Below are 19,963 nucleotides of genomic sequence, written 5' to 3'. Positions count from 1 at the left end.
GCCCATTGTGAGTACTGTTGACGCTTTGGCGTTGGTAGCATTGTGCTGCCGTCTTTTGTAAACAGGGGGTGTCTCATGGGATTTGAGCTTTCCGCAATAAAAGATCAGTCCATTTTTAAACATAATGATGGCCAGTTTTTTCTTTTTGAACGTATCAATAAATGGCACAGCAGAAACAAACTCCATCTCAGACTTATAACTGAATATAAAGAAAATGATGACTATGATGCTGGCTATATAATAGTCAGCTATGGAGACAGCTACCATAACCAGCGCTATGTTATTTCCACTATTGCTGTTGACCCTGCTTTTCAAAAGCTGTATTTGGGCTCACTTTTGATGTACGCAGCTATCAAGGAGGTGATGATAAACCAGGGTGTCTTTCTCTATGTGTTTCAACCGTTTCCGGCTGCTCTGGGGTTTTATATAAAGCTTGGGTTTTTTCCTGACCCTGAAGGGGTTATTGAGGAAAAAAAACCGTTAGTGAATCCAGAAGCCAATCTTACAGGTCGGTATGTAATCGGTGAGGACGTTTTTTACGATGCGTTCGATGAAAAAGGTCTTATGTATGCAAGATTGGGCAGGAAACACCGATACTGGCAAGCCAATGTCGAAACTGCTCACAATATCCTCTACCCAAAAATTATATCGTATTTTACCGGAATTATTTGACAGTCAGTCATGCTGAGACAGGGCAACTAAGGTATACTCTCCCGGATTTAATGTATTTCCAACGGGTAAATAGAAGTGAGTCAGCTGAATCCTCCGCAAAACAGGCCTGCTATTTTCCTGATGGGACCCACTGCTTCAGGCAAAACCGACTTGGCTATTGCCCTGTCAAAAGCCCTGCCCTGCGACATTATCAGTGTTGATTCCGCACTGGTGTATAAGGGCATGGATATAGGCACGGCAAAACCCTCCGCAAAAGAGCTGGCTGAAGCACCGCACCGGCTAATCAGTTTTCTTGATCCGGTACAACCCTACTCAGCCGCCGAGTTTCGCAAAGATGCCTTGCGAGAAATGGCTGATATTGCCAGCAAGGGTCGAATACCGTTGCTCGTTGGTGGTACTATGATGTATTTCAAGGCTCTGCGTGATGGCTTGGCAACGTTGCCAGAGGCTAATCCAGAGATTCGCCACAAGTTGACAGAGGAAGCCCGTGAACAGGGCTGGTCAGTTCTGCATGACCGGCTTAAAACTGTTGATCCTGTGGCTGCCAGGCGTATCAAGCCGACAGACACCCAGCGCCTTCAGCGCGCGTTGGAAGTTTATGAAGCCACGGGGCGCTCAATATCTTCATGGCACACAGAGCAGAAAGTCTCCCCCTTGCCCTACCGGGTAATCAACCTGGCTATAGCTCCTGAAGACCGGACTGTACTCCATCAGCGCATTGCCCTGCGGTTTCAGAAAATGATTGACCAGTCGTTTGAACAAGAGGTGCGGGCACTTTACCAGCGGGGCGACTTGAACCCGTCATTGCCCTCGATTCGTGCCGTAGGCTACCGCCAAATGTGGGCTAAACTGAGCGGAGAGTTCAGCCATGAAGAAATGATCGAAAAGGGCATCGTTGCCACCCGTCAGCTTGCGAAACGACAACTAACCTGGCTCCGCAGCTGGCCGGGTGCGCACTGGCTGGACTCACTATCAACAGATATTCTGCTGGATGCCTTGCAAGTCATCCAACAGGGTCTAAGATAGTAGACTCCCTCTTTTTATCGGTTTATGTGTCAGTCTGATAAGTAATTGACTCTATCAATTTTTTGTTGGCCGGCATGTTAAATTAGCATAAGAAATGTAACGACCTTTGGGTTGGTGCTAAAAGAGCCTGCCAGAGACTGGTTTAGCATGTTAAGTGAACAGTCGTTTGCAGGTTTGGTGGGACTAGCTAGTATTACTTATTGAGTGCACAAGGGCGCTCACCCAAGAAGCTGTTCATGATCTTTTGTGAAAAGCAAAATCGATGATATAAAGCTGCCTGTTTTCGATTTTCTGAGGAGCATAGTGCCACTATGTAACCAGGAAAAGCAGAAAACAGGCAGTTTTTATCGGCGGTCGCAGCTCATAAAAGAGTGTGAACAGCGTCCGGGGTGGGCCGGCACTTTATGGGCTGTACATAGATCATACAATTAGGCGCTGGCTCAGCCGGTCAAGCGGATAGCTGCTCTTACAAGTGATAAAAAGCTATTCACAACCCCAGAATTATTAAGGAGTACAGAAATGTCAAAAGGGCATTCTCTACAAGACCCTTACCTGAATGTGCTACGTAAAGAACGCGTACCCGTTTCTATTTACCTGGTCAATGGCATTAAGCTTCAGGGACAGGTTGAGTCTTTCGATCAGTTTGTGATCCTGTTGAAAAACACTGTCAGCCAGATGGTATACAAGCATGCAGTGTCAACTGTTGTGCCAGCCCGCCCCGTTCGTTTGCCGATGCAAGGCGAAGGTGAGCACCAACAGCCACACCCTGAACAGATATAATCTGCAGCAACACAGCATAAAACACAGCATAAAAAGGCGCCTGACGCGCCTTTTTTTGTGCGCACGTGTTTTGTGAAGGTTAGAGTGCTACCCTTAAGAGTGATTTACTATCATGCCACGCGCCTGAGGAGCTGTTGGACTGAGCGCTGAGCTGCTGCGAAAAAAGCTGGATGTGGTCAGTTTTTATAGTGCTTCTCGAAAGAGGATCACTATTGCCCCGAATCAGCTTGAAAACTGTCACAAACGGATCTTTTTCTCGCTGACTCTGACAAGCCCTCAGGTGCAACTGAAAGCAACAAGCAGGAGTTAATTTTTTGTTTTTTGAGCGCCATGAAGGAGGAGAAAAGGCTGTTCTTGTTCATCTGGAAGTCAGAGATGAAAGGAGCAGAGAAGATCCACAAGAGTTTATGGAACTCGTTAGCTCGACGAACGTATCGTCAGAAGCTTTTGTCACTGCCAACAATCAGCACCCTAATCCGCGCTTTTTTGTCGGGCCTGGTAAGGTCGAAGAAATCAGAGAGCTTGTCATCCTTCACCAGGCGGAGGTGGTCATCTTCAATCATGAGCTGTCACCGAGCCAGGAGCGTAATCTTGAAAAAGCGCTTGAAGCAAGGGTAATAGATCGTACAGGACTGATTCTTGATATCTTTGCTCAACGTGCCCGTACCTTTGAAGGTAAGTTGCAGGTGGAGCTCGCGCAGCTTCAACATATGAGCACACGCCTTGTCAGGGGTTGGACACACCTTGAGCGACAAAAAGGGGGGATCGGTTTACGGGGGCCTGGTGAAACCCAGCTTGAGACAGACCGCCGGTTACTGCGGATTCGCATTAAAAGTATTATTCGCCGGTTGGATAAAGTGCGCCGTCAACGTGATCAGGGCCGACGTTCCCGCAAACGGGCAGAGTTGCCCCTGATCTCTCTGGTAGGCTATACCAACGCAGGAAAATCCACCCTTTTTAACACGCTGACAATGTCGGACGTCTACGCTGCTGATCAGTTGTTTGCCACCTTGGACCCGACCTTGCGGCGGTTTGAATTTCCGGATATTGGCTCAGCCATTATTGCCGACACTGTCGGCTTTATTCGCCACCTTCCCCATAAGCTGGTAGAAGCGTTCAGGGCCACGCTGGAGGAAACCAGTCAGGCTGACCTGCTACTTCATGTTATAGACAGCCACGACCCGGAGCGACTCGATAATATTGAGCAAGTCCACAAGGTGCTTGAAGAAATTGAAGCACACGATGTCCCGGTGCTACAGGTCTTCAATAAGGTGGATTTACTCGACGGGGTAACCCCCCATATTCAGCGGAATGAATGTGGCAAACCTGTCAGGGTCTGGTTATCAGCGGCTACAGGCGAAGGGGCTGAACTTCTGCAACAGGCCGTTGCTGAGTTGTTATCGGAAGATATGTTTGAAGGCAGCCTGTCACTGCCCCCCTCCAAGGGGAGAGTAAGATCGAAGTTGTATCAGATGGGTGCCATTCAAAATGAAACCTATTCAGAGACAGGTCATTTAATTCTGAACATTCGTTTACCGCGCGTTGATTTTAACAAACTGGTTAAGCAAGAAGGGTTGGTGGTTGAAAGCTGTATCGTATAGGTTATAAGTTGGGCGGGGCGATTTACTCCGCAGGTATACTGCCTTCAATTTGTGAATTTACCAATTCAACTTGCAGTGTCCGCGGTGTAAACCCTACAATCTGGATCATGGTAGAACTAAGCTTCGCCGGCCTGGGGAATACTCCCAGCGCATGTGGGTGTAGTCGTTTTTTTCGAATTTGACTCTACGGAGACGTATATGGCCTGGAACGAGCCGGGTGGAAATAACCAGGATCCTTGGGGTGGAGGCAACAAAGGTAAGAAGCAGGGTCCTCCTGATCTTGATGATGCCTTTCGTAAATTCCAGGATAAACTGAATGGTATTTTCGGGGGAGGCCGAAAAGGGGGAAGCTCAGGCTCTGGCAAGGGTAATAATAACGCTGCTTCTTCTGCTGGAATTTTTATTGCCGGTGCGATTATACTGGCGGCTATATACCTTTGGAACGCCGTTTATACCGTGGATGAAAAAGAACGTGCAGTGATTCTGCGTTTTGGTCAATATGTTGATACGGTAGAGCCGGGATTGCATCTTTATTTTCCGGGTATTGAACAAAAATTTCAGGAGCGTGTGACTGAGCTTCGTACCTATAATCTGCGTCAACAAATGCTCACGAAAGACGAAAATATTGTTGAAGTCTCCATGTCGGTTCAGTACAACATCACAAACATTAAAGATTATGTACTGAATGTAACCAAACCTCTTGTCAGCCTTGAAGAAGCGACCCAAAGCGCGCTGCGTCATGTGGTGGGTAGCTCAGAAATGCATCAGATTTTGACAGAAGGTCGTGAAACCATGGGCGTAGAAGTTCTTGCGAGACTGCAGGCGTATATCGACAGCTACGGGTCTGGCCTGAGCATCAGAAAAGTCAACATTGAAAGCGCCCTGCCACCGAAAGAGGTTCAGGCAGCTTTTGATGATGTAATCCGCGCCCGTGAGGATCAGGAGCGTGCGAAAAACCATGCTGAGGCTTACGCAAACAAAGTGATTCCTGAAGCGCGTGGCCAGGCGAAACGAGCCGTTGAAAATGCCAGCGCTTACCGTGATGAAACTATCGCCAGAGCCGAAGGTGACGCTGCTCGTTTCAGCAATCTGTATTCTGAATACAAGAAAGCACCTGATGTCACCCGCGAGCGTTTATACATTGAAACTGTCGAGTCCGTGCTGAGCAAAAGCAGTAAAGTCCTTGTTGATGTTAAAGGAGGCAACAACATGATGTACCTGCCTCTGGATAAGCTCATCAGCAGTAAAACAGCTACTCAAACAACGCCATCGCAAGAACTGACTCAGCAACAGCTGGATGAAATCACTAATCGGGTCACCGAGGAGTTAAATAAGCGCGTGAGTTCTGCACGTAAAAATAGCACTGGGAGGGTTGGACGATGAACCAAAAAGCTTTCAGTGGATTGGTTGCCATCACTGTTTTAGTCCTGGTGGCCTATAATACGCTCTTTGTGATTTCAGAGCGTGAGCGTGCTGTACAACTCCGTTTTGGACAGGTTGTCGAAGAAAGCATTGAGCCAGGTCTGCACTGGAAAATTCCGATGGTGGATAAAGTCAGGGTATTCGATGGCCGCCTTCAAACCATGGATGTTCCTTCCGAGCGCTTCTTGACGCTGGAAAAAAAAGCCGTTGTTGTAGACTCTTACATCAAGTGGCGAATTCACGATGTGTATGCCTTTTATAAGGCGACAGCTGGCGATTTAATGCGTGCTAGCACACTGCTAGGGCAACGGGCAGAGTCTCGGATGCGAAACAAGTTTGGTGGCCTGACACTGAACGAAGTTGTTTCCGGTCAGCGTGATCAGCTAATGGATGATATTACTCAGTCACTGGATACTGTTGCACGGACTGAAATGGGTATATCCGTTGTTGATGTTCGGGTGAAACGCATTGACCTGCCTCCTCAGGTCAGTGACTCCGTCTTTGAGCGGATGTCTTCCGAACGTGAAAAGGAAGCCCAGGAGTACCGCTCTAAAGGTATTGAAATCGCTGAAGGTATCAAGGCGAATGCTGACCGTGAGAAGCGTATACTGCTAGCGGATGCCTACAAAAAAGCTGAGATTCTCAAAGGTGAAGGTGACGCGAAAGCAGCAGAAATCTATGCGCGAGCGTATCGCCAGGACCCTGAGTTCTACGCATTCTATCGCAGCTTGCAAGCCTATAAAGAGGCCTTTAATGATCCGCGCGATGTCATTATGATTGAGCCGGATAATGAATTTTTCAAGTACCTGAACAGTACATCAGGCAAAGATAAATAATCGGTTACTGTCTGTAGCGGTTTACTCTGCCTCAGACAGTGATAAACTATTTAAAACCGGGTTCAGGCCCGGTTTTTTCGTGTATAGAGGAAACGGGCAATGGGCCTTAGCCAACAGGCATTGACCGCGCTTGAAGTGATTGCGTCCTTTCTCTATCCACCAGGCTGGAAACTTACGAGTATCCAGAGGCCGAAGTTGATGATCGTGAGTTTATAAGCAGCCTTAACCGTCTGCCAGTAGCGAGGATCATGAGAAACGGAGAATAACCAGTCGATGTTGAAGAGCAAATAGTCCGCTATTTAACCAACAAAATCGGCTTTTTAAACCCGTTTATCGCAAACCGCCGGAGCAGCACGGTGTTTAAAACTGCTTCTCAGGTTTACCGGTTCGGTCAGTATGTTGGTGGGTGTTATATTGCTCTTTTTTATTAGCTAATAGCTAGGAGCCTGTCGGACTTAAGGCAATTTCGGCCTGAAATCCAGAAAGAGCGGCCATATTTTCCGATGAATTTGCTTAAATAGGTCAACTGTTCGCGCAAATCCATCGAAACATCTGGCTCGCTCTACTGAATTTCATGCTCGAAAGCTTAAGCCCGACAGGCTCCTAGCCCGGATATTTCATAAACTGCCCTTAGAGTCGCAAGGAGAAAGCAAGGCCAGGAGCATGTTTATGAAATATCCGGGCTAGTGCATCACGAGAAATTGGAAGCTATAAGCTTGCTATTTTACAGCTTATAGCTTGGGTCATCTGTTTTATTTGACGTTAAGAGACTGATTCCATGGGTAAGACTGTTGTCGTACTGGGCACTCAGTGGGGTGATGAAGGTAAAGGCAAGATCGTTGACCTGCTGACCGAGCAGGCCGATGCTGTCGTTCGCTTTCAAGGCGGGCATAATGCTGGTCACACCCTGGTTATTGAAGGGAAAAAGACGGTATTACACCTGATTCCTTCGGGTATTTTGCGTGACGATGTTATCTGCTATATCGGCAATGGTGTTGTCCTTTCTCCACAAGCCCTGCTGAGAGAAATGGCACAACTGGAGGAGCAGGGTGTTCCTGTTCGTGAACGCTTACGACTGAGTCCTTCCTGCCCACTGATCCTGCCTTACCATATCGCACTGGATCAGGCCCGCGAGTCTGCACTGGGTAAAGCCAAAATCGGTACAACGGGCCGTGGCATTGGCCCGGCTTATGAAGACAAGGTGGCCCGTCGTGGCTTACGCCTGGTTGACTTGCTGCATCCTGAGCGCTTCGCTAAGAAGCTGAAAGATGTAATGGACTACCATAACTTTGTGTTGAAAAACTATTACAGGGCAGAAGCAGTTGATTACCAGAACGTATTGAATGAAGCCCTGGCCATGGGTGAACAACTGGCACCACTGGTTGACCGTGTGACTGACACTCTGCATGAACGCCACAGGAACGGTGATCGCATTTTATTTGAGGGCGCCCAGGGTTCCCTGTTGGATATTGATCACGGTACGTTCCCGTTTGTAACATCCTCCAATACCACCTCTGGTGGCGTGTCCACAGGCAGTGGTTTTGGTCCACTGTATCTGGATTATGTGTTAGGTATTACCAAGGCTTACACAACACGTGTCGGTTCAGGCCCATTCCCCACAGAGCTGGACTGTGAAGTGAGTCGTCACCTGGCAGAAAAAGGCCATGAGTTTGGTGCTACTACTGGCCGCCCTCGTCGTTGTGGCTGGTTTGATGCGGTGGCCTTACGTCAGGCTATTCAAATCAACAGTGTCTCTGGCTTGTGTTTGACCAAGCTGGACGTACTGGACGGTTTGGAAACCATCAAGGTTTGTGTCGGCTACACGAATAGCCAGGGTGAGGCCATCGGGACACCCGTGGATATTGAGGAGTATGAGTCTCTGGTACCTGTATACGAAGAACTGCCTGGCTGGAGTGAATCCACATATGGCGCCAGATCGCTGGATGCATTGCCTGAGAATGCACGCGCTTATATTAAAAAGCTGGAAGAGCTGACGGGAACGGCCATTCATATCGTTTCTACTGGCCCTGACCGTTTAGAAACTATTGTGTTGGAACAGCCCTTTAGTTGATAAGTGAATAAAAGCCTGCTTGATTCAATGCAGGCTTTTGTATGGCTGTTGCTACCCCAAGACCGGCTTTTGACATTCTATTGTATCTACCCGTTCCACTGTCCACAATTCATTGAATCGCAAAAGCCCCATAGCCCACAACACGGTCTTTATCACCTGTTGTATCGCCAGAGTTACGAACATCCAGTGTGATCACTTCCATGCACCGCTTCTGGGCAACCCTGAGAGCGCCGTTTAAGGGTACGCAGCCACAAGCCTGACCACCTGTAAGGAAGGCATTTTTTTGTTCGATCGCTTTCACCGTCTGAGCATCACGCTGACACGCCTGATCATAATGATGAAAGTGGCTTAAATCAGTACTGATAATAATGAGTGTTTCATCGCCACCCCAGAGATATTCAATGATATTGACAACAGAAAACACTGAAGCATCACCGATCACTAAAGGTATCAGACAAATGTCTTCCAAGCAGGTCTTGATAAAGGGAAGCTGGACCTCCAGGCTGTGTTCTTGGTCATGGGCCGCGTCCAATGCCTGTACATCACTCAGCTCCAGTAGCCGGCTCATTGCAAGGGTATCAAGAGGGATATCGCCCAGCGGTGAGGCAAAGGCATCAGCAGAGGGCAACGCAATTCCTTCAAAAGCTAACCGGTGGGAAGGACCCAATAGCAAAACGCGTTTAATCGTAGCACGCACCGGTGCCAGCAAACGGTAGGCGCTGGCGGCGACAGGACCGGAATAAGCCAGTTCAGCGTGTGGCACCACCAGCATCTTGGGGGAAAGGTGTTTTTCTTCAGCATCATTCAATAGTTCACCAACCATTGACTGAAGAGTTTTCGATGATGCTGGGTAAAACGTACCTGCAACAGCGGGGGGGCGAATGATCATGACAACGGGTACCCCTGTTCTGGCTGGAGACTTATCGTAATGTATGTTGACAAGCCATAGAAAACCTAATTATAGACAGTCATCAAATGTAAGGTAAAACGACGGTTTAGCAAACAGCTTCCTTAACGCCCTGATTATTGGACAATGGGCATATTCAATACGACGTTTGTCCCTGAGCCTGGAAATTACGTCAGAGTCGAGTTCAATAGAAGAAGGCAAATTAAAAGCGGTCAGCTGCTCAATTCAGGCTTAAGAAGCAGTCTTAAAAGTCTGCCCGTAGCGAGGACTGCGAGAAATGGCGGATAAAAAGTCGCTTTCGTGAGGAGAATAGCGGGACTATTTGACGAACAAAAGCGGCTTTTTAGACCCATTTATCGTAGCCGCAGTAGGAGCATGACTTTTAAGACTGCTTCTAAGACGGCTTCTTCGTGATTCCTTAATCCCTCCCCTTTAATAGTGGTATTATGACCCGGTTTTCTACCTGCGCAGTGATTCCGGGGGCTGGCGTTGGACATCCTATTAACGCTTGAAATGGCACTTTTTCTTTTTTCTGTGGCGCTTACAGCGGGTTTTGTGGACGCGATTGCAGGCGGGGGCGGTTTGATTACAGTACCGGCACTGCTGGCTGCTGGTTTACCGCCTGCCCAGGCACTGGCAACAAACAAACTCCAAAGCACAGGCGGTTCGTTGTCAGCCAGTATTTACTTTATCTCCAGGGGTCTGGTTAATCTGAGAGAGCTCAAACTGGCCATTGCGCTAACCTTTTTCGGTAGCGCGCTCGGTACAGTGCTGGTTCAACTTGTCTCTGCCAACGTTTTACAGCAGCTGATACCCTTTCTTATGGTAGTCATCGCCGCTTATTTTATGTTTTCTCCAACCCAAAGAAATGATAAAGATACCCGTCAACGTATTAGTCTATCCTTATTTTCTTGCTCCGTAGCAATGCTTATTGGTTTTTATGATGGTTTTTTTGGCCCTGGTACCGGGTCATTTTTTGCCATTGCTTTTGTAACATTACTGGGCTATTCCCTGACAAAAGCCACAGCGCATACTAAGGTATTGAACTGTACAAGTAATATAGCCTCATTGCTGTTTTTTATCATTGGGGGAAAAGTGGTATGGACAGCAGGTCTGCTCATGTTACTGGGACAGTTTTTGGGGGCAAGACTGGGAGCTCGCGTGGTGACCAGAAGTGGACACAAAGTCATTCGTCCGATGATTGTCCTTGTTTCGCTGGTCATGACCGCAAAACTATTGTGGGATCAGTATTCAACCCTGTTTTTCTGAATAACGATAATACGAGGGCATCAACAGCTGTAATGAGTGAGAATTTTCCCAGTCTGTTAGTCGGAACAGCTTATCTGACCAGTATCATCCTGTTTGCCATGATGATCATCATGAAACGACGCCCCGTGGGTGTGTCGCTGGCATGGCTGGTTCTGTTGTTTGCCTTGCCTGTGGCAGGTTTTTTTTTCTATATGTTGTTTGGCTCCCGTCGGCTTGGCTCTCGCCGACTAAAGCGGATTGAGCAGTTATACCCGGATTATGAACAGTGGTCAACGCATCTGGCCAGCGTGATCAGTGACAGCGGCCCCCCACGTTGTCCTGTGACGTCCTACAATGCTATTTACCGGCTAGCAGAACATACCATGGCCATACCCGCCTTACCGGGCAATCAGTTACAGCTGTTCTATGAAACCGATGATATTGTCAAGGGCATGGTCAGGGATATAAAAAACGCACAATCATCCATCGTGCTGGAATTTTACATATGGGCTCCCGAGGGGCGTATTCTTGAATTTGTGCATGCATTGATTGACTCGGCTAACCGTGGGGTGAGCTGTCTGGTCATACTCGACGCTGTGGGCAGTCGTGCTTTTATTGGCAGCCAGTGGGTGAATCAGTTGAAAGCCGCAGGCATTACTGTCATCGCCTCAATGCCGGTGGGCCCCTTTCAGATGCTGGTTGAGCGAATGGATATCCGCAATCATCGCAAGATCCTCGTCATTGATGACGCCATCGCATGGACAGGGAGCTTTAATCTGGTAGACCCAAAATACTTCAGGCAGGAGGCAGACGTGGGCCAATGGGTGGATGCCATGGTACGAATTGAAGGTGTGGCAGCCCATGTACTTGGATCTATAGTGCAATATGACCAAACACTGGAGACGGGCAAGGGACACCCCAGTTTTAACAGAAGGTACGTGCAAGCTGAAAGCCCGGTAATCTATGACTCATTGGCCGAAGTCCATGTGCTTCCTTCAGGTCCGGGGGTTGATCGCGAGCTGCTCCACCAGGTGCTGTTAGCGGCTATTTACGAAAGCCAGGAAGCGCTGCTGATTTCTACGCCTTACTTTATTCCTGATGAGTCCCTGTTAACTGCGCTTAAATCAGCTGCCATGCGTGGTGTGCAGGTGAAGTTACTGGTGCCGGAAAAGAATGACTCCAAAATGGTACACCATGCCAGTCGTGCCTATTATGAAGAGTTGTTGATTAGTGGCGTTGAAATTCACCAGTTTAAGGGTGGCTTGCTTCACACCAAGTGTGTGTTGGTTGATCGTTCTACCGTGTTGTTTGGTACCGTTAATCTCGATATGCGCAGCGTCTGGCTGAATTTTGAAGTCACGCTAATTATCTATGATGAGCACTTTGGTCAACAGATTACAACACTGTTGGAGAGCTACCTGGCCCAGTCGGAAGCAGTGGTTCTTGAACAGTGGCAGAATCGAACCTTTGGGAGGAAATTTTTAGAAAATACGATGCAGCTATTGAGTCCATTGTTGTAGCTGTTTAAAGGCGAAGCAGGTTGGGGCAAGTCTTCCATGCACGGAGATTTCGGCGTCAAATAGTCCCGCTACTCTCCTCACAAAAGCGACTTTTTATCCGCCATTTCTCGCAGTCCTCGCTACGGGCAAACTTTTAAGACTGCTTCTAACCAAAGCCCGATAGACTGCCAGGCACATAAATAAGCGTTAACAGACCCGTAAAACTTCAAACTTATGTCAACCTGAAGTGAATCCTCTTATAATGCAAACTTTACACACTATTTCGGCTGCGTTAAGCCAACGCTCCTGCTGGCAGGAATTAACACCGCATGAAACGATCGATAAAGCTATTGCGTTTTTTAACATGGTCAATATTAGCTTCTGCCAGTGGACTTGCTGTCATCTGTGCCAGTGCTTTTTTATATCTTAGCCCGTCTCTGCCCTCGGTAGAGACTCTCAAAGATGTTCACCTACAAACCCCCTTAAGAATTTATACCCGCGATGAGAAGCTGATTGCTGAATTTGGCGAAAAACGCCGTGAACCCATCCGCTTTGACGCCGTCCCTAAAAACCTGGTTCATGCCTTTATGGCCGCAGAAGATGATCGCTTTTACTCACACCCGGGGGTTGACCTTGTGGGACTGATGCGTGCATTTTTCCAGCTGGTTTCCACAGGCAGGATTCAGTCCGGGGGCAGCACTATCACCATGCAGGTGGCAAAAAACTTTTTTCTGAGCCACGAACGGGTTTTTTCGCGGAAGTTCAATGAAATACTATTGGCTTTGCAAATTGAACAGGAACTCCCTAAAGATGATATTTTTGAGCTGTATCTTAACAAAATTTATCTGGGTAACCGCGCTTATGGCATTGAAGCAGCCGCACAGGTTTATTACAACAAGTCTGTCAATGAGTTGAACCTGTCCCAAATGGCTATGCTGGCCGGACTGCCCAAAGCACCTTCTCGATACAACCCTATTAATGACCCAGATAGAGCGTTGTCTCGTCGTGACTGGATTCTTGGGCGGATGAAAGAGCTCAATTACATTTCCGAAGCTCAATACGATCGTGCGATCGCTCAGCCTGTAACCGCAAGCTATCACGGGACTGACATTGACCTGCATGCGCCTTATGTTGCCGAGATGGTTCGCCAGGAAATGATCGAACGATTTGGCCCTGAGGCTTATACCGAGGGTTTCAAAGTTTACACGACCGTCACCAGTAAACTACAAACCACCGCCAATACATCTGTCATTAACGGAATGATGGCCTATAACGAACGACATGGTTATGCGGGGCCTGTCAGTAACTTGATCAACGATGGAAAAACCACCGAAAGCGAGTGGCTCCAGGTTATTAATGAAACGTCCAATGCCAGCGTTTTGTACCCTGCTGTTGTCACAGAGGTTCAGGACAAATCTGTTTCCCTGTTGCTAAAAGAGGGAAAACGGTCATACATTAATTGGGATAATTTAAAGTGGGCCAAAAAGTTTATTAATGTCAATGCCTTTGGCTATCCGCCAAAAAAAGCCGACGATATACTGGCAAAGGGTGATCTGATCTGGGTCCGAAAGATGCCAGATGGTCAATACCGTCTGTCACAAGGAGCCATGGCTCAGTCAGCCCTGGTTTCCATGAACCCTGAAGACGGTGCCATACTCGCTCTGGTGGGTGGATTCAACTTTTATAAGAATATGTATAACAGAGCCACTCAGGCTACGCGCCAGGCAGGTTCCACCTTTAAGCCATTTGTCTATGCCGCGGCCATGGCTAATGGCATGACAGCCGCCACCATTATTAATGATGCCCCCATTGTATATAATGATGATGCTCTGGAAGGGATGTGGCGTCCAGAAAACGACAATAATCAGTTTAACGGTCCTATGCGCCTGCGTGAAGGGTTGTACCGCTCTCGAAACCTCGTTTCTATCCGTGTGTTGCGTGACACAGGCATCAATAACACCATTAACTATCTTGAAAAACTGGGCTTTTCCAAGGACTCCATGGATCCAAACCTGTCACTGGCACTGGGTAATGTATCCATCTCCCCCATGGAGCTGGCCCAAGGGTACGCCGTAATTGCAAACGGTGGCTACAAGGTGTCGCCTTACCTGATTGACCGTGTTGAGGTGATGGGCGATGTTGTGTATCAAGCTGAACCAATCACGGTGTTAAGAAACAACAAAGTCAAAGACAGCTCATCTGAGCCTGAACCAAAAGAGTTGCCACTGGTGGCCTCTATCGAAAAAGCTCCCATGTTAGTGAATGAGCTTGAAGACAGACCAAAAGCAACGCTGCTGCCAGAAGCTGAACGGGTCATGGAGCCAAAGCTGAATTATATTGTCAATGACATGCTTAATGATGTGATCTGGAAAGGCACGGGGCGTCGGGCAAGAGAACTGAAACGTCATGACCTGGGCGGAAAGACGGGCACTACTAACGATAGCAAGGACGTCTGGTTTGTTGGCTTTAACCCCGATATTTTGACCACCGTTTGGGTAGGAATGGATGATTACTCTACCCTGGGGCGATGGGAGTTTGGCGCTAATGCCGCTCTGCCCATATGGCTGGAATTTATGAAAACTGCCCTTAAAGACAAGCCAGAACAGCACCTGCCACGGCCTGATGGATTAGTTACGCTGAAGATCAATGCCAAGACGGGAAAGCTTGCTCAACAAGGGGATACAGACACATTGTTTGAAATATTCCGGCGGGAGTATGCCCCCAAATCCACAAGCACTAATGAACCTCCTCATGAGCAGATTGAAGAGTCCTTCTCACCAAAGGATTTGTTTTAAGCGCTAAAGCACATAACAAATGCTCTCTCAAAAAAACCAGAGCCGCCGTGGCAAGGGGGAGCCACACGGCTCTGGCATTCAGGTCATCTGCAATAACGCAGCTACCTATAAGCGATGATAGCTATTATTCTACTGACGTATTACGCAAGATGGTTCAACAAGCGGGGCTTGCTCCACGCAACCTTGCTATCTTCCACCCAAACGGCAAAGCTACGCAATGCCCCTATGGATGGAGAATTCCGCAATGTTCGTTAAAGCAATTATGACTTCAACGAAGTAGAAAGGGCAATTGGTATGATTGATATTAGAAACTGTTCACAATAGACCATGAACAACTTCTTAAAAATTTGCGCACAGACACACAGCAAGGATCAAGGGAAGCGGAGAAAAAAGTCGATTTCGAGAAGCAAATAATCTGCTATTTAATGAACAAAATCAACTCTTTAGTCCTTTTTGTCTTACCCAGCCGCTACTATGGACGAGTCTTTGTGCTAAATATCAAAGACGTCGTTTTTTACATCATCAGCAAATACCGCCCACTCTTTTTTGTTGGACATCAAAGGAGTCTGCTCTGTGTGCCCGGAAGCACGCACAGCAATCCAGTTTTCCTCTGGATCAACAGCCATCTCAACACATATGGGAATCACCCATGTCAGGCAGGGTGAGGGTTCTTTAAGTTCATAATCGTAAAGCATGTCCATACCTACTATTGAACCCGGATTATAAATCGAATGTCGTAAATATTACTCACGACCACGTCAACACAACAACTCATGTAATGGGGGATACATGTTATTGACCATTTAAAATCCTGGTTCCTCAAGATAAATAAGCGTTAGCCTTTGAAGCAATTACTGTAAAAATAGATCGGGCTACGCAAACTATTCTGATGGTTACGTAATGATATGGAAAAGACACAGAATTATTAGAGGCATTCGCAAAACGGCTGAAGAAAAGCCCTAAAATGATTTGCTTATTTATACTAGGAGCCTGACCGAGAATAGACTGCCCTACTGCGGTTGCGATAAATTGGTCTGAAAATTCCTGCTTCTTTATCAAATAGCCCCGCTACTCTCCTCAGGAACAGAAATTTTATCCTCAATTTCTCGCAATCCTCGCTAAGGGCGCTATTCTCGGACAGGCTCCTGGTTGGCTTTTCTAACGACACAATAACTATGTCAGATTGTGCGCAATAACAAGCTAAAACGACAGGGAATAGACAGCTATTGCCAGGTGTTTCAGCGCAGGACTAGTGCTCAGGCTGTCAGCGTAATAGCGTAGTGTGAACAGACAGTACTCTCACTGGCTACAAACTAATGGCTGAATGATTTAGCCCTGACAACTCTTTAAAACCAAACATAATATTCATATTCTGTACTGCCTGCCCTGCTGCACCTTTTACCAAATTATCAATCACAGACAATACGACGACGGTGTTCATACCTTGTGGCCGGTGCACTGCGATACGACATTGATTACAGGCTTTCACTGACCCGGTTTCAGGATGGCTACCCGCTGGCATGACATCCACAAATGGCTCTGCCTCAAAGCGTTGCTGGAACAAAGCTTGCAGATCCATACCGCGATCTTTTACCTGGCAATAAATCGTAGCATGAATTCCGCGAATCATCGGCGTCAAATGGGGCACAAAGGTCAGGTCCTCACTGAATGTTTGGTGTTGTTTGTTCGCTGCTGCCTGTAAGCCCTGGCGAATTTCCGGTAAATGGCGGTGACCTGCCACTGCATAGGCTTTGAAAGATTCATAGGTTTCGCACAACAAGTTATTACGACCTGCGCCACTCACGCCTGACTTGGCGTCAACAATGACATTGCCAGAGATAATCCCTGCTTCAACCAATGGCAACAATCCCAGCTGAGCGGCTGTTGGGTAACACCCGGGGTTAGCTACCAGTCTGGCACTGGCTATTTGCTCTCGATTCACTTCCGGCAAACCATAGATTGCTTCATCTAACAGTGTTGGGCAGTGATGCTCAGTGCCGTACCAATGTTGCCAGTCCTGTGAATTTTTCAGGCGAAAATCCGCTGCCAGATCAATCACCCGAATCCCTTTTGCTAACAACGCAGGTGCCGTATTCATGGCTATCCCATTGGGAGTGGCGAAAAATACCAGGTTACACTGGTTTAGTGCACCTTCATCCGGCGAAGAAAACGGCAGGTCAACATAACCACGCAACCCAGGGAAAAGATCACTGACCGCACGGCCCGCTTCAGTACGAGACGTCACCGTGACCAGCTCGGTATCAGGATGTCCAGAAAGCAGGCGTAATAACTCCACGCCAGTGTTACCCGTGCCACCAACCACGCCAACTTTGACCATATTCTTTCTCTTTTATCATTTCACTTTTATCAACAAAAAATCGAGCTGACCACAGCAAACCTGGTTGCCATAAGACGTCGTTAAATAAGTTCATTTTAAAACACGCCACTCAAACAACTTCGCGACTCCAGGTTTCGACCCTTTACTTTCAAAAATTGCTGTTGAGAAAAACCAGTACTTTCAAGTTTAATGAACCTATGAACCTATGAACCGGGCCAGTTCACTTGCTCAACAGTTTAAGCCTTTTCTGACGCCATACAAGCCTCACCTTCCGCTTTTTCCAGTGCTCATCATTATTGGCCACTGTCAAACAACATACCATTAACCGGACACAGTTTATGGTTACTTTTCCGACGACAACAACAGCCTTTTCATGGTATTGCCGTGTGCATTTTTTAGCATCGTTGATATTGGGTTTGGGCTTTCTGTGAAGTCATTTGTGTGGACTGATGCAACTGACCTGAAGGACTAATACTGATATAGAATAAATAAAAATTTTATTATTCTTTTATCTGATTTTTCCCCACAGGAGTCAGCGTTAATGCCAACAGAAACAAAGAGCGCTTTGACGCGATTATTATTAGAGTTCAGCGATCAGGCAGGCCTCAATGTAACGCAAGCGATGCTGGAAGCTGCGCAAAAAGGTCTGACGGTGGGCGCTAATGAGTGTGTTGAGACTGTCGGAAAGGGCAGTCAGCCGGCTGAACTCAAGCAGCTTATACAGTGTTACCCACTGGCTCATGCTTTATTAGGGCTGGCAACATTTATTGAATTGAACAAAGATACTGATGTTGCCCGTCATCTCACCAATGCCTTTATTGATGCATTGGAGCACCAAAAAGACTCACTTACAGTGCACTAGGAACCTGACCGAGAATAAACTGCCCTACTGCGGTTGCGATAAATTGGTCTAAAAATTCCTGCTTTTTCATCAAATAGCCCCGCTATTCTCCTCATAAGCAGAAATTTTTATCCTCAATTTCTCGCAATCCTCGCTAAGGGCGCTATTGTCGGTCAGGCTCCTAGAAGTGCTGGCAAACAATAATTATAGCACTGTACAAGGTGATGTAACTTGTGTAAACACTGTCGTTAATAGGCAAAAGAGAAGCACAACGATAAGTGTTGAAATCAATAAATCGTTAAATATTTTCAGCGTATTGTTTGCCAAATAGTGTTTTTTCAAGTCATATTGCTTTATAGGTTATACCAATAGCTTTTTTTAACGCTCATAATGAGTATGATAAAGACAAAAAGGCTTTCCCTATGCGGCTAGGCATTTTAGCGTGTGACACAGTTTCCCCCGAGGTGGCTCACCTTTATCCCAGCTACCCGGACCAGTTTAAGACGCTGTTTCGTCAAGTAACGCAGGCATTTACGCTGGACGTATTTCCTGTATATAAAGGGCAGTTTCCCCCGACAATAAACACCTGTGATGCCTACCTCATCACAGGCAGCAAGTTCGGCGTTTATGATGACCTGCCATGGATACCTCGTCTTGAGCGTTTTATCCAGCAGTTATGCTATGAAAAGCACAAACTCATTGGCATTTGTTTTGGTCATCAGTTGATTGCTCAGGCTTTAGGGGGAAAGGTCATCAAGTCGCCCAAAGGCTGGGGAGCTGGCCTGTCGTACAACAACGTTATTGTTACCAAGCCCTGGATGCGGCCTGGCAGGGGAACGCTGGCTCTCTACGTTATGCATCAGGATCAGGTCAGTACACCCCCAGCACAGGCAATAGTCATAGCCCGCAGTGATTTCTGTCCTTACTTTATTCTGCAATACGGTGACCATTGCCTTAGCATTCAGGGTCACCCTGAGTTTGATACAAACTACGTAGAAGGGCTTATTAAAAAACGAAAAGGCTCAGTTATTCCTGAAGATGTTGCCAATCAAGGGTTAGCCTCCCTGAGCAAGCCTGCTGAAAGGGTATTAATGGCGCAGTGGATTGTGCAATTCCTGCACCTTTGAAACACTAAGAGAAGATGTTTTATAGTATAGGAGCCTGTCGGACTTATGCTTTCGAGCATAAAATTCAGTAGGGTGAGTCAGAATTTTCGATCAATTTGTGCGAATAGTTGACCTATTTAAGCAAATTGATCGGAAATTCTGGCCGCGCTTTCTCGCGCTTTCTCGCACTTCCTGGATTTTAGGCTGAAATTGTATTAAGTCCGACAGGCTCCTAGGAAAGGGGTGAAAAAAAATAAGGGAAATCCCATGCCAAAAGCCATATTTTCTGTCAGCCTCACGTCGGAACAAGTTCTTCAGTTTTACAAAGGACTCAAAAGTCGGGTACAAGTCAGAACGACTAACGGACAGTCCATGAGTATTCCTTACGATATTCTCCTCCAGCACGTCACACGTGAGGGGGTCTATGGCACATTTGAAATCACTTATGGGGATGACGGAAAGCTTGGGCAATTGAGGCGTATCGGGTAATATCCTTATACTTTCTGGCACAATATAATATATGCCATAGGGTATGACATTGGTCGTTGATATCTGGTCGGTAAATCAAGCTTGCGCAATAATTTTTTCATACTTTACCATCAGCTCACCATGGGTTTCCTGATGGTTTGGGTCTACCGGAATACAATCTATCGGACAAATCTCCTGGCACTGGGGCTGATCAAAATGCCCCACACATTCAGTGCAAAGAGTTGGATCGATGACATAAATTTCATCACCCGGTGAAATAGCGCTGTTTGGGCACTCAGGCTGACACACATCACAGTTAATACAGTCGTCTGTAATGACCAATGCCATAGCTT

The 19,963-nt window shown here is 47.1% G+C and carries 17 protein-coding genes; 13 read left to right on the top strand and 4 right to left on the bottom strand.

Annotated elements, in window-relative coordinates:
- Window positions 1-75 precede the first annotated feature (75 nt).
- From V4C51_RS01855 to V4C51_RS01825, 7 genes are all read left to right on the top strand, one after another.
- Entirely contained in the window at window positions 76-672 is a 597-nt protein-coding gene (locus V4C51_RS01855; protein WP_330924419.1) for a GNAT family N-acetyltransferase, read from the top strand.
- Between the two features lie 120 nt (window positions 673-792).
- The gene (gene miaA / locus V4C51_RS01850) at window positions 793-1,698 is read left to right on the top strand and encodes a tRNA (adenosine(37)-N6)-dimethylallyltransferase MiaA (RefSeq protein ID WP_330924418.1); all 906 of its coding nucleotides are present in this window, start codon (window positions 793-795) and stop codon (window positions 1,696-1,698) included.
- A gap of 519 nt (window positions 1,699-2,217) precedes the next feature.
- Window positions 2,218-2,478 carry an RNA chaperone Hfq gene (hfq, locus tag V4C51_RS01845; protein WP_330924417.1) on the top strand — a complete coding sequence of 87 codons (261 nt, stop codon included), beginning with the start codon at window positions 2,218-2,220 and terminating at the stop codon, window positions 2,476-2,478.
- Between the two features lie 314 nt (window positions 2,479-2,792).
- Window positions 2,793-4,079, top strand: a complete 1,287-nt coding sequence (gene hflX / locus V4C51_RS01840; protein ID WP_330924416.1) for a ribosome rescue GTPase HflX — start codon at window positions 2,793-2,795, stop codon at window positions 4,077-4,079.
- A 198-nt stretch (window positions 4,080-4,277) separates the two neighbouring features.
- A complete protein-coding gene (gene hflK, locus V4C51_RS01835; protein WP_330924415.1) occupies window positions 4,278-5,462 on the top strand; it encodes an FtsH protease activity modulator HflK in 1,185 nt (394 codons plus the stop codon).
- A complete protein-coding gene (gene hflC / locus V4C51_RS01830; protein WP_330924414.1) occupies window positions 5,459-6,337 on the top strand; it encodes a protease modulator HflC in 879 nt (292 codons plus the stop codon). Before hflK ends, hflC begins: the two co-directional genes overlap by 4 nt.
- A gap of 778 nt (window positions 6,338-7,115) precedes the next feature.
- Window positions 7,116-8,408, top strand: coding sequence for an adenylosuccinate synthase (locus tag V4C51_RS01825; protein WP_330924413.1), 1,293 nt, complete (start codon window positions 7,116-7,118; stop codon window positions 8,406-8,408).
- Between the two features lie 109 nt (window positions 8,409-8,517).
- On the opposite strand, the gene amrB is transcribed toward V4C51_RS01825, so the two are convergent.
- Window positions 8,518-9,297 (bottom strand): AmmeMemoRadiSam system protein B, encoded by a 780-nt coding sequence (gene amrB / locus V4C51_RS01820; protein WP_330924412.1) that lies wholly within the window; start codon window positions 9,295-9,297, stop codon window positions 8,518-8,520.
- Between the two features lie 507 nt (window positions 9,298-9,804).
- Between amrB and V4C51_RS01815 the strand changes: the two genes are divergently transcribed.
- The 3 genes from V4C51_RS01815 to V4C51_RS01805 all read left to right on the top strand — a co-directional run bounded on the left by V4C51_RS01815 (window position 9,805) and on the right by V4C51_RS01805 (window position 14,857).
- Complete coding sequence (locus tag V4C51_RS01815) at window positions 9,805-10,584, top strand: TSUP family transporter (protein WP_330924411.1); 780 nt, start codon at window positions 9,805-9,807, stop codon at window positions 10,582-10,584.
- 32 nt (window positions 10,585-10,616) lie between these two features.
- Window positions 10,617-12,083: a cardiolipin synthase gene (gene cls, locus V4C51_RS01810; RefSeq protein WP_330924410.1), complete on the top strand. Its 1,467-nt coding sequence runs from the start codon at window positions 10,617-10,619 to the stop codon at window positions 12,081-12,083.
- A 308-nt stretch (window positions 12,084-12,391) separates the two neighbouring features.
- Window positions 12,392-14,857, top strand: a complete 2,466-nt coding sequence (locus V4C51_RS01805) for a penicillin-binding protein 1A (protein WP_330924409.1) — start codon at window positions 12,392-12,394, stop codon at window positions 14,855-14,857.
- Between the two features lie 491 nt (window positions 14,858-15,348).
- Here the strand turns inward: V4C51_RS01805 and V4C51_RS01800 are convergent, their stop codons facing one another.
- Both V4C51_RS01800 and argC read right to left on the bottom strand, forming a co-directional pair.
- A complete protein-coding gene (locus tag V4C51_RS01800; RefSeq protein WP_330924408.1) occupies window positions 15,349-15,552 on the bottom strand; it encodes a hypothetical protein in 204 nt (67 codons plus the stop codon).
- Window positions 15,553-16,163: 611 nt separating this feature from the next.
- Window positions 16,164-17,195, bottom strand: coding sequence for an N-acetyl-gamma-glutamyl-phosphate reductase (gene argC, locus V4C51_RS01795; protein WP_330924407.1), 1,032 nt, complete (start codon window positions 17,193-17,195; stop codon window positions 16,164-16,166).
- Window positions 17,196-17,736: 541 nt separating this feature from the next.
- Between argC and V4C51_RS01790 the strand changes: the two genes are divergently transcribed.
- The 3 genes from V4C51_RS01790 (at window position 17,737) to V4C51_RS01780 (ending at window position 19,631) form a co-directional block, all read left to right on the top strand.
- Complete coding sequence (locus V4C51_RS01790) at window positions 17,737-18,057, top strand: hypothetical protein (RefSeq protein ID WP_330924406.1); 321 nt, start codon at window positions 17,737-17,739, stop codon at window positions 18,055-18,057.
- Between the two features lie 401 nt (window positions 18,058-18,458).
- Window positions 18,459-19,163 carry a glutamine amidotransferase-related protein gene (locus V4C51_RS01785; protein WP_330924405.1) on the top strand — a complete coding sequence of 235 codons (705 nt, stop codon included), beginning with the start codon at window positions 18,459-18,461 and terminating at the stop codon, window positions 19,161-19,163.
- A gap of 246 nt (window positions 19,164-19,409) precedes the next feature.
- A complete protein-coding gene (locus V4C51_RS01780) occupies window positions 19,410-19,631 on the top strand; it encodes a DUF2835 family protein (RefSeq protein WP_330924404.1) in 222 nt (73 codons plus the stop codon).
- A gap of 75 nt (window positions 19,632-19,706) precedes the next feature.
- On the opposite strand, the gene V4C51_RS01775 is transcribed toward V4C51_RS01780, so the two are convergent.
- Complete coding sequence (locus tag V4C51_RS01775; protein ID WP_330924403.1) at window positions 19,707-19,958, bottom strand: YfhL family 4Fe-4S dicluster ferredoxin; 252 nt, start codon at window positions 19,956-19,958, stop codon at window positions 19,707-19,709.
- Between the last annotated feature and the right edge of the window lie 5 nt (window positions 19,959-19,963).

This window comes from Candidatus Sororendozoicomonas aggregata (assembly GCF_031528575.1).
GTDB lineage: Bacteria > Pseudomonadota > Gammaproteobacteria > Pseudomonadales > Endozoicomonadaceae > Endonucleibacter > Endonucleibacter aggregata.
The sequence above is the reverse complement of the archived record's forward strand: the minus strand, read 5'-3'. Positions and strand labels throughout refer to the sequence as shown.

What these genes read in the sequence shown, in the direction of transcription:
- V4C51_RS01855 (WP_330924419.1), top strand. Translation starts at nt 76, where the DNA reads ATGGGATTTGAGCTTTCCGCAATAAAAGATCAGTCCATTTTTAAACAT.
- miaA (WP_330924418.1), top strand. Translation starts at nt 793, where the DNA reads ATGGGACCCACTGCTTCAGGCAAAACCGACTTGGCTATTGCCCTGTCA.
- hfq (WP_330924417.1), top strand. Translation starts at nt 2,218, where the DNA reads ATGTCAAAAGGGCATTCTCTACAAGACCCTTACCTGAATGTGCTACGT.
- hflK (WP_330924415.1), top strand. Translation starts at nt 4,278, where the DNA reads ATGGCCTGGAACGAGCCGGGTGGAAATAACCAGGATCCTTGGGGTGGA.
- hflC (WP_330924414.1), top strand. Translation starts at nt 5,459, where the DNA reads ATGAACCAAAAAGCTTTCAGTGGATTGGTTGCCATCACTGTTTTAGTC.
- V4C51_RS01825 (WP_330924413.1), top strand. Translation starts at nt 7,116, where the DNA reads ATGGGTAAGACTGTTGTCGTACTGGGCACTCAGTGGGGTGATGAAGGT.
- amrB (WP_330924412.1), bottom strand. Translation starts at nt 9,297, where the DNA reads ATGATCATTCGCCCCCCCGCTGTTGCAGGTACGTTTTACCCAGCATCA.
- cls (WP_330924410.1), top strand. Translation starts at nt 10,617, where the DNA reads ATGAGTGAGAATTTTCCCAGTCTGTTAGTCGGAACAGCTTATCTGACC.
- V4C51_RS01805 (WP_330924409.1), top strand. Translation starts at nt 12,392, where the DNA reads ATGAAACGATCGATAAAGCTATTGCGTTTTTTAACATGGTCAATATTA.
- V4C51_RS01800 (WP_330924408.1), bottom strand. Translation starts at nt 15,552, where the DNA reads ATGCTTTACGATTATGAACTTAAAGAACCCTCACCCTGCCTGACATGG.
- argC (WP_330924407.1), bottom strand. Translation starts at nt 17,195, where the DNA reads ATGGTCAAAGTTGGCGTGGTTGGTGGCACGGGTAACACTGGCGTGGAG.
- V4C51_RS01790 (WP_330924406.1), top strand. Translation starts at nt 17,737, where the DNA reads ATGCCAACAGAAACAAAGAGCGCTTTGACGCGATTATTATTAGAGTTC.
- V4C51_RS01785 (WP_330924405.1), top strand. Translation starts at nt 18,459, where the DNA reads ATGCGGCTAGGCATTTTAGCGTGTGACACAGTTTCCCCCGAGGTGGCT.
- V4C51_RS01780 (WP_330924404.1), top strand. Translation starts at nt 19,410, where the DNA reads ATGCCAAAAGCCATATTTTCTGTCAGCCTCACGTCGGAACAAGTTCTT.
- V4C51_RS01775 (WP_330924403.1), bottom strand. Translation starts at nt 19,958, where the DNA reads ATGGCATTGGTCATTACAGACGACTGTATTAACTGTGATGTGTGTCAG.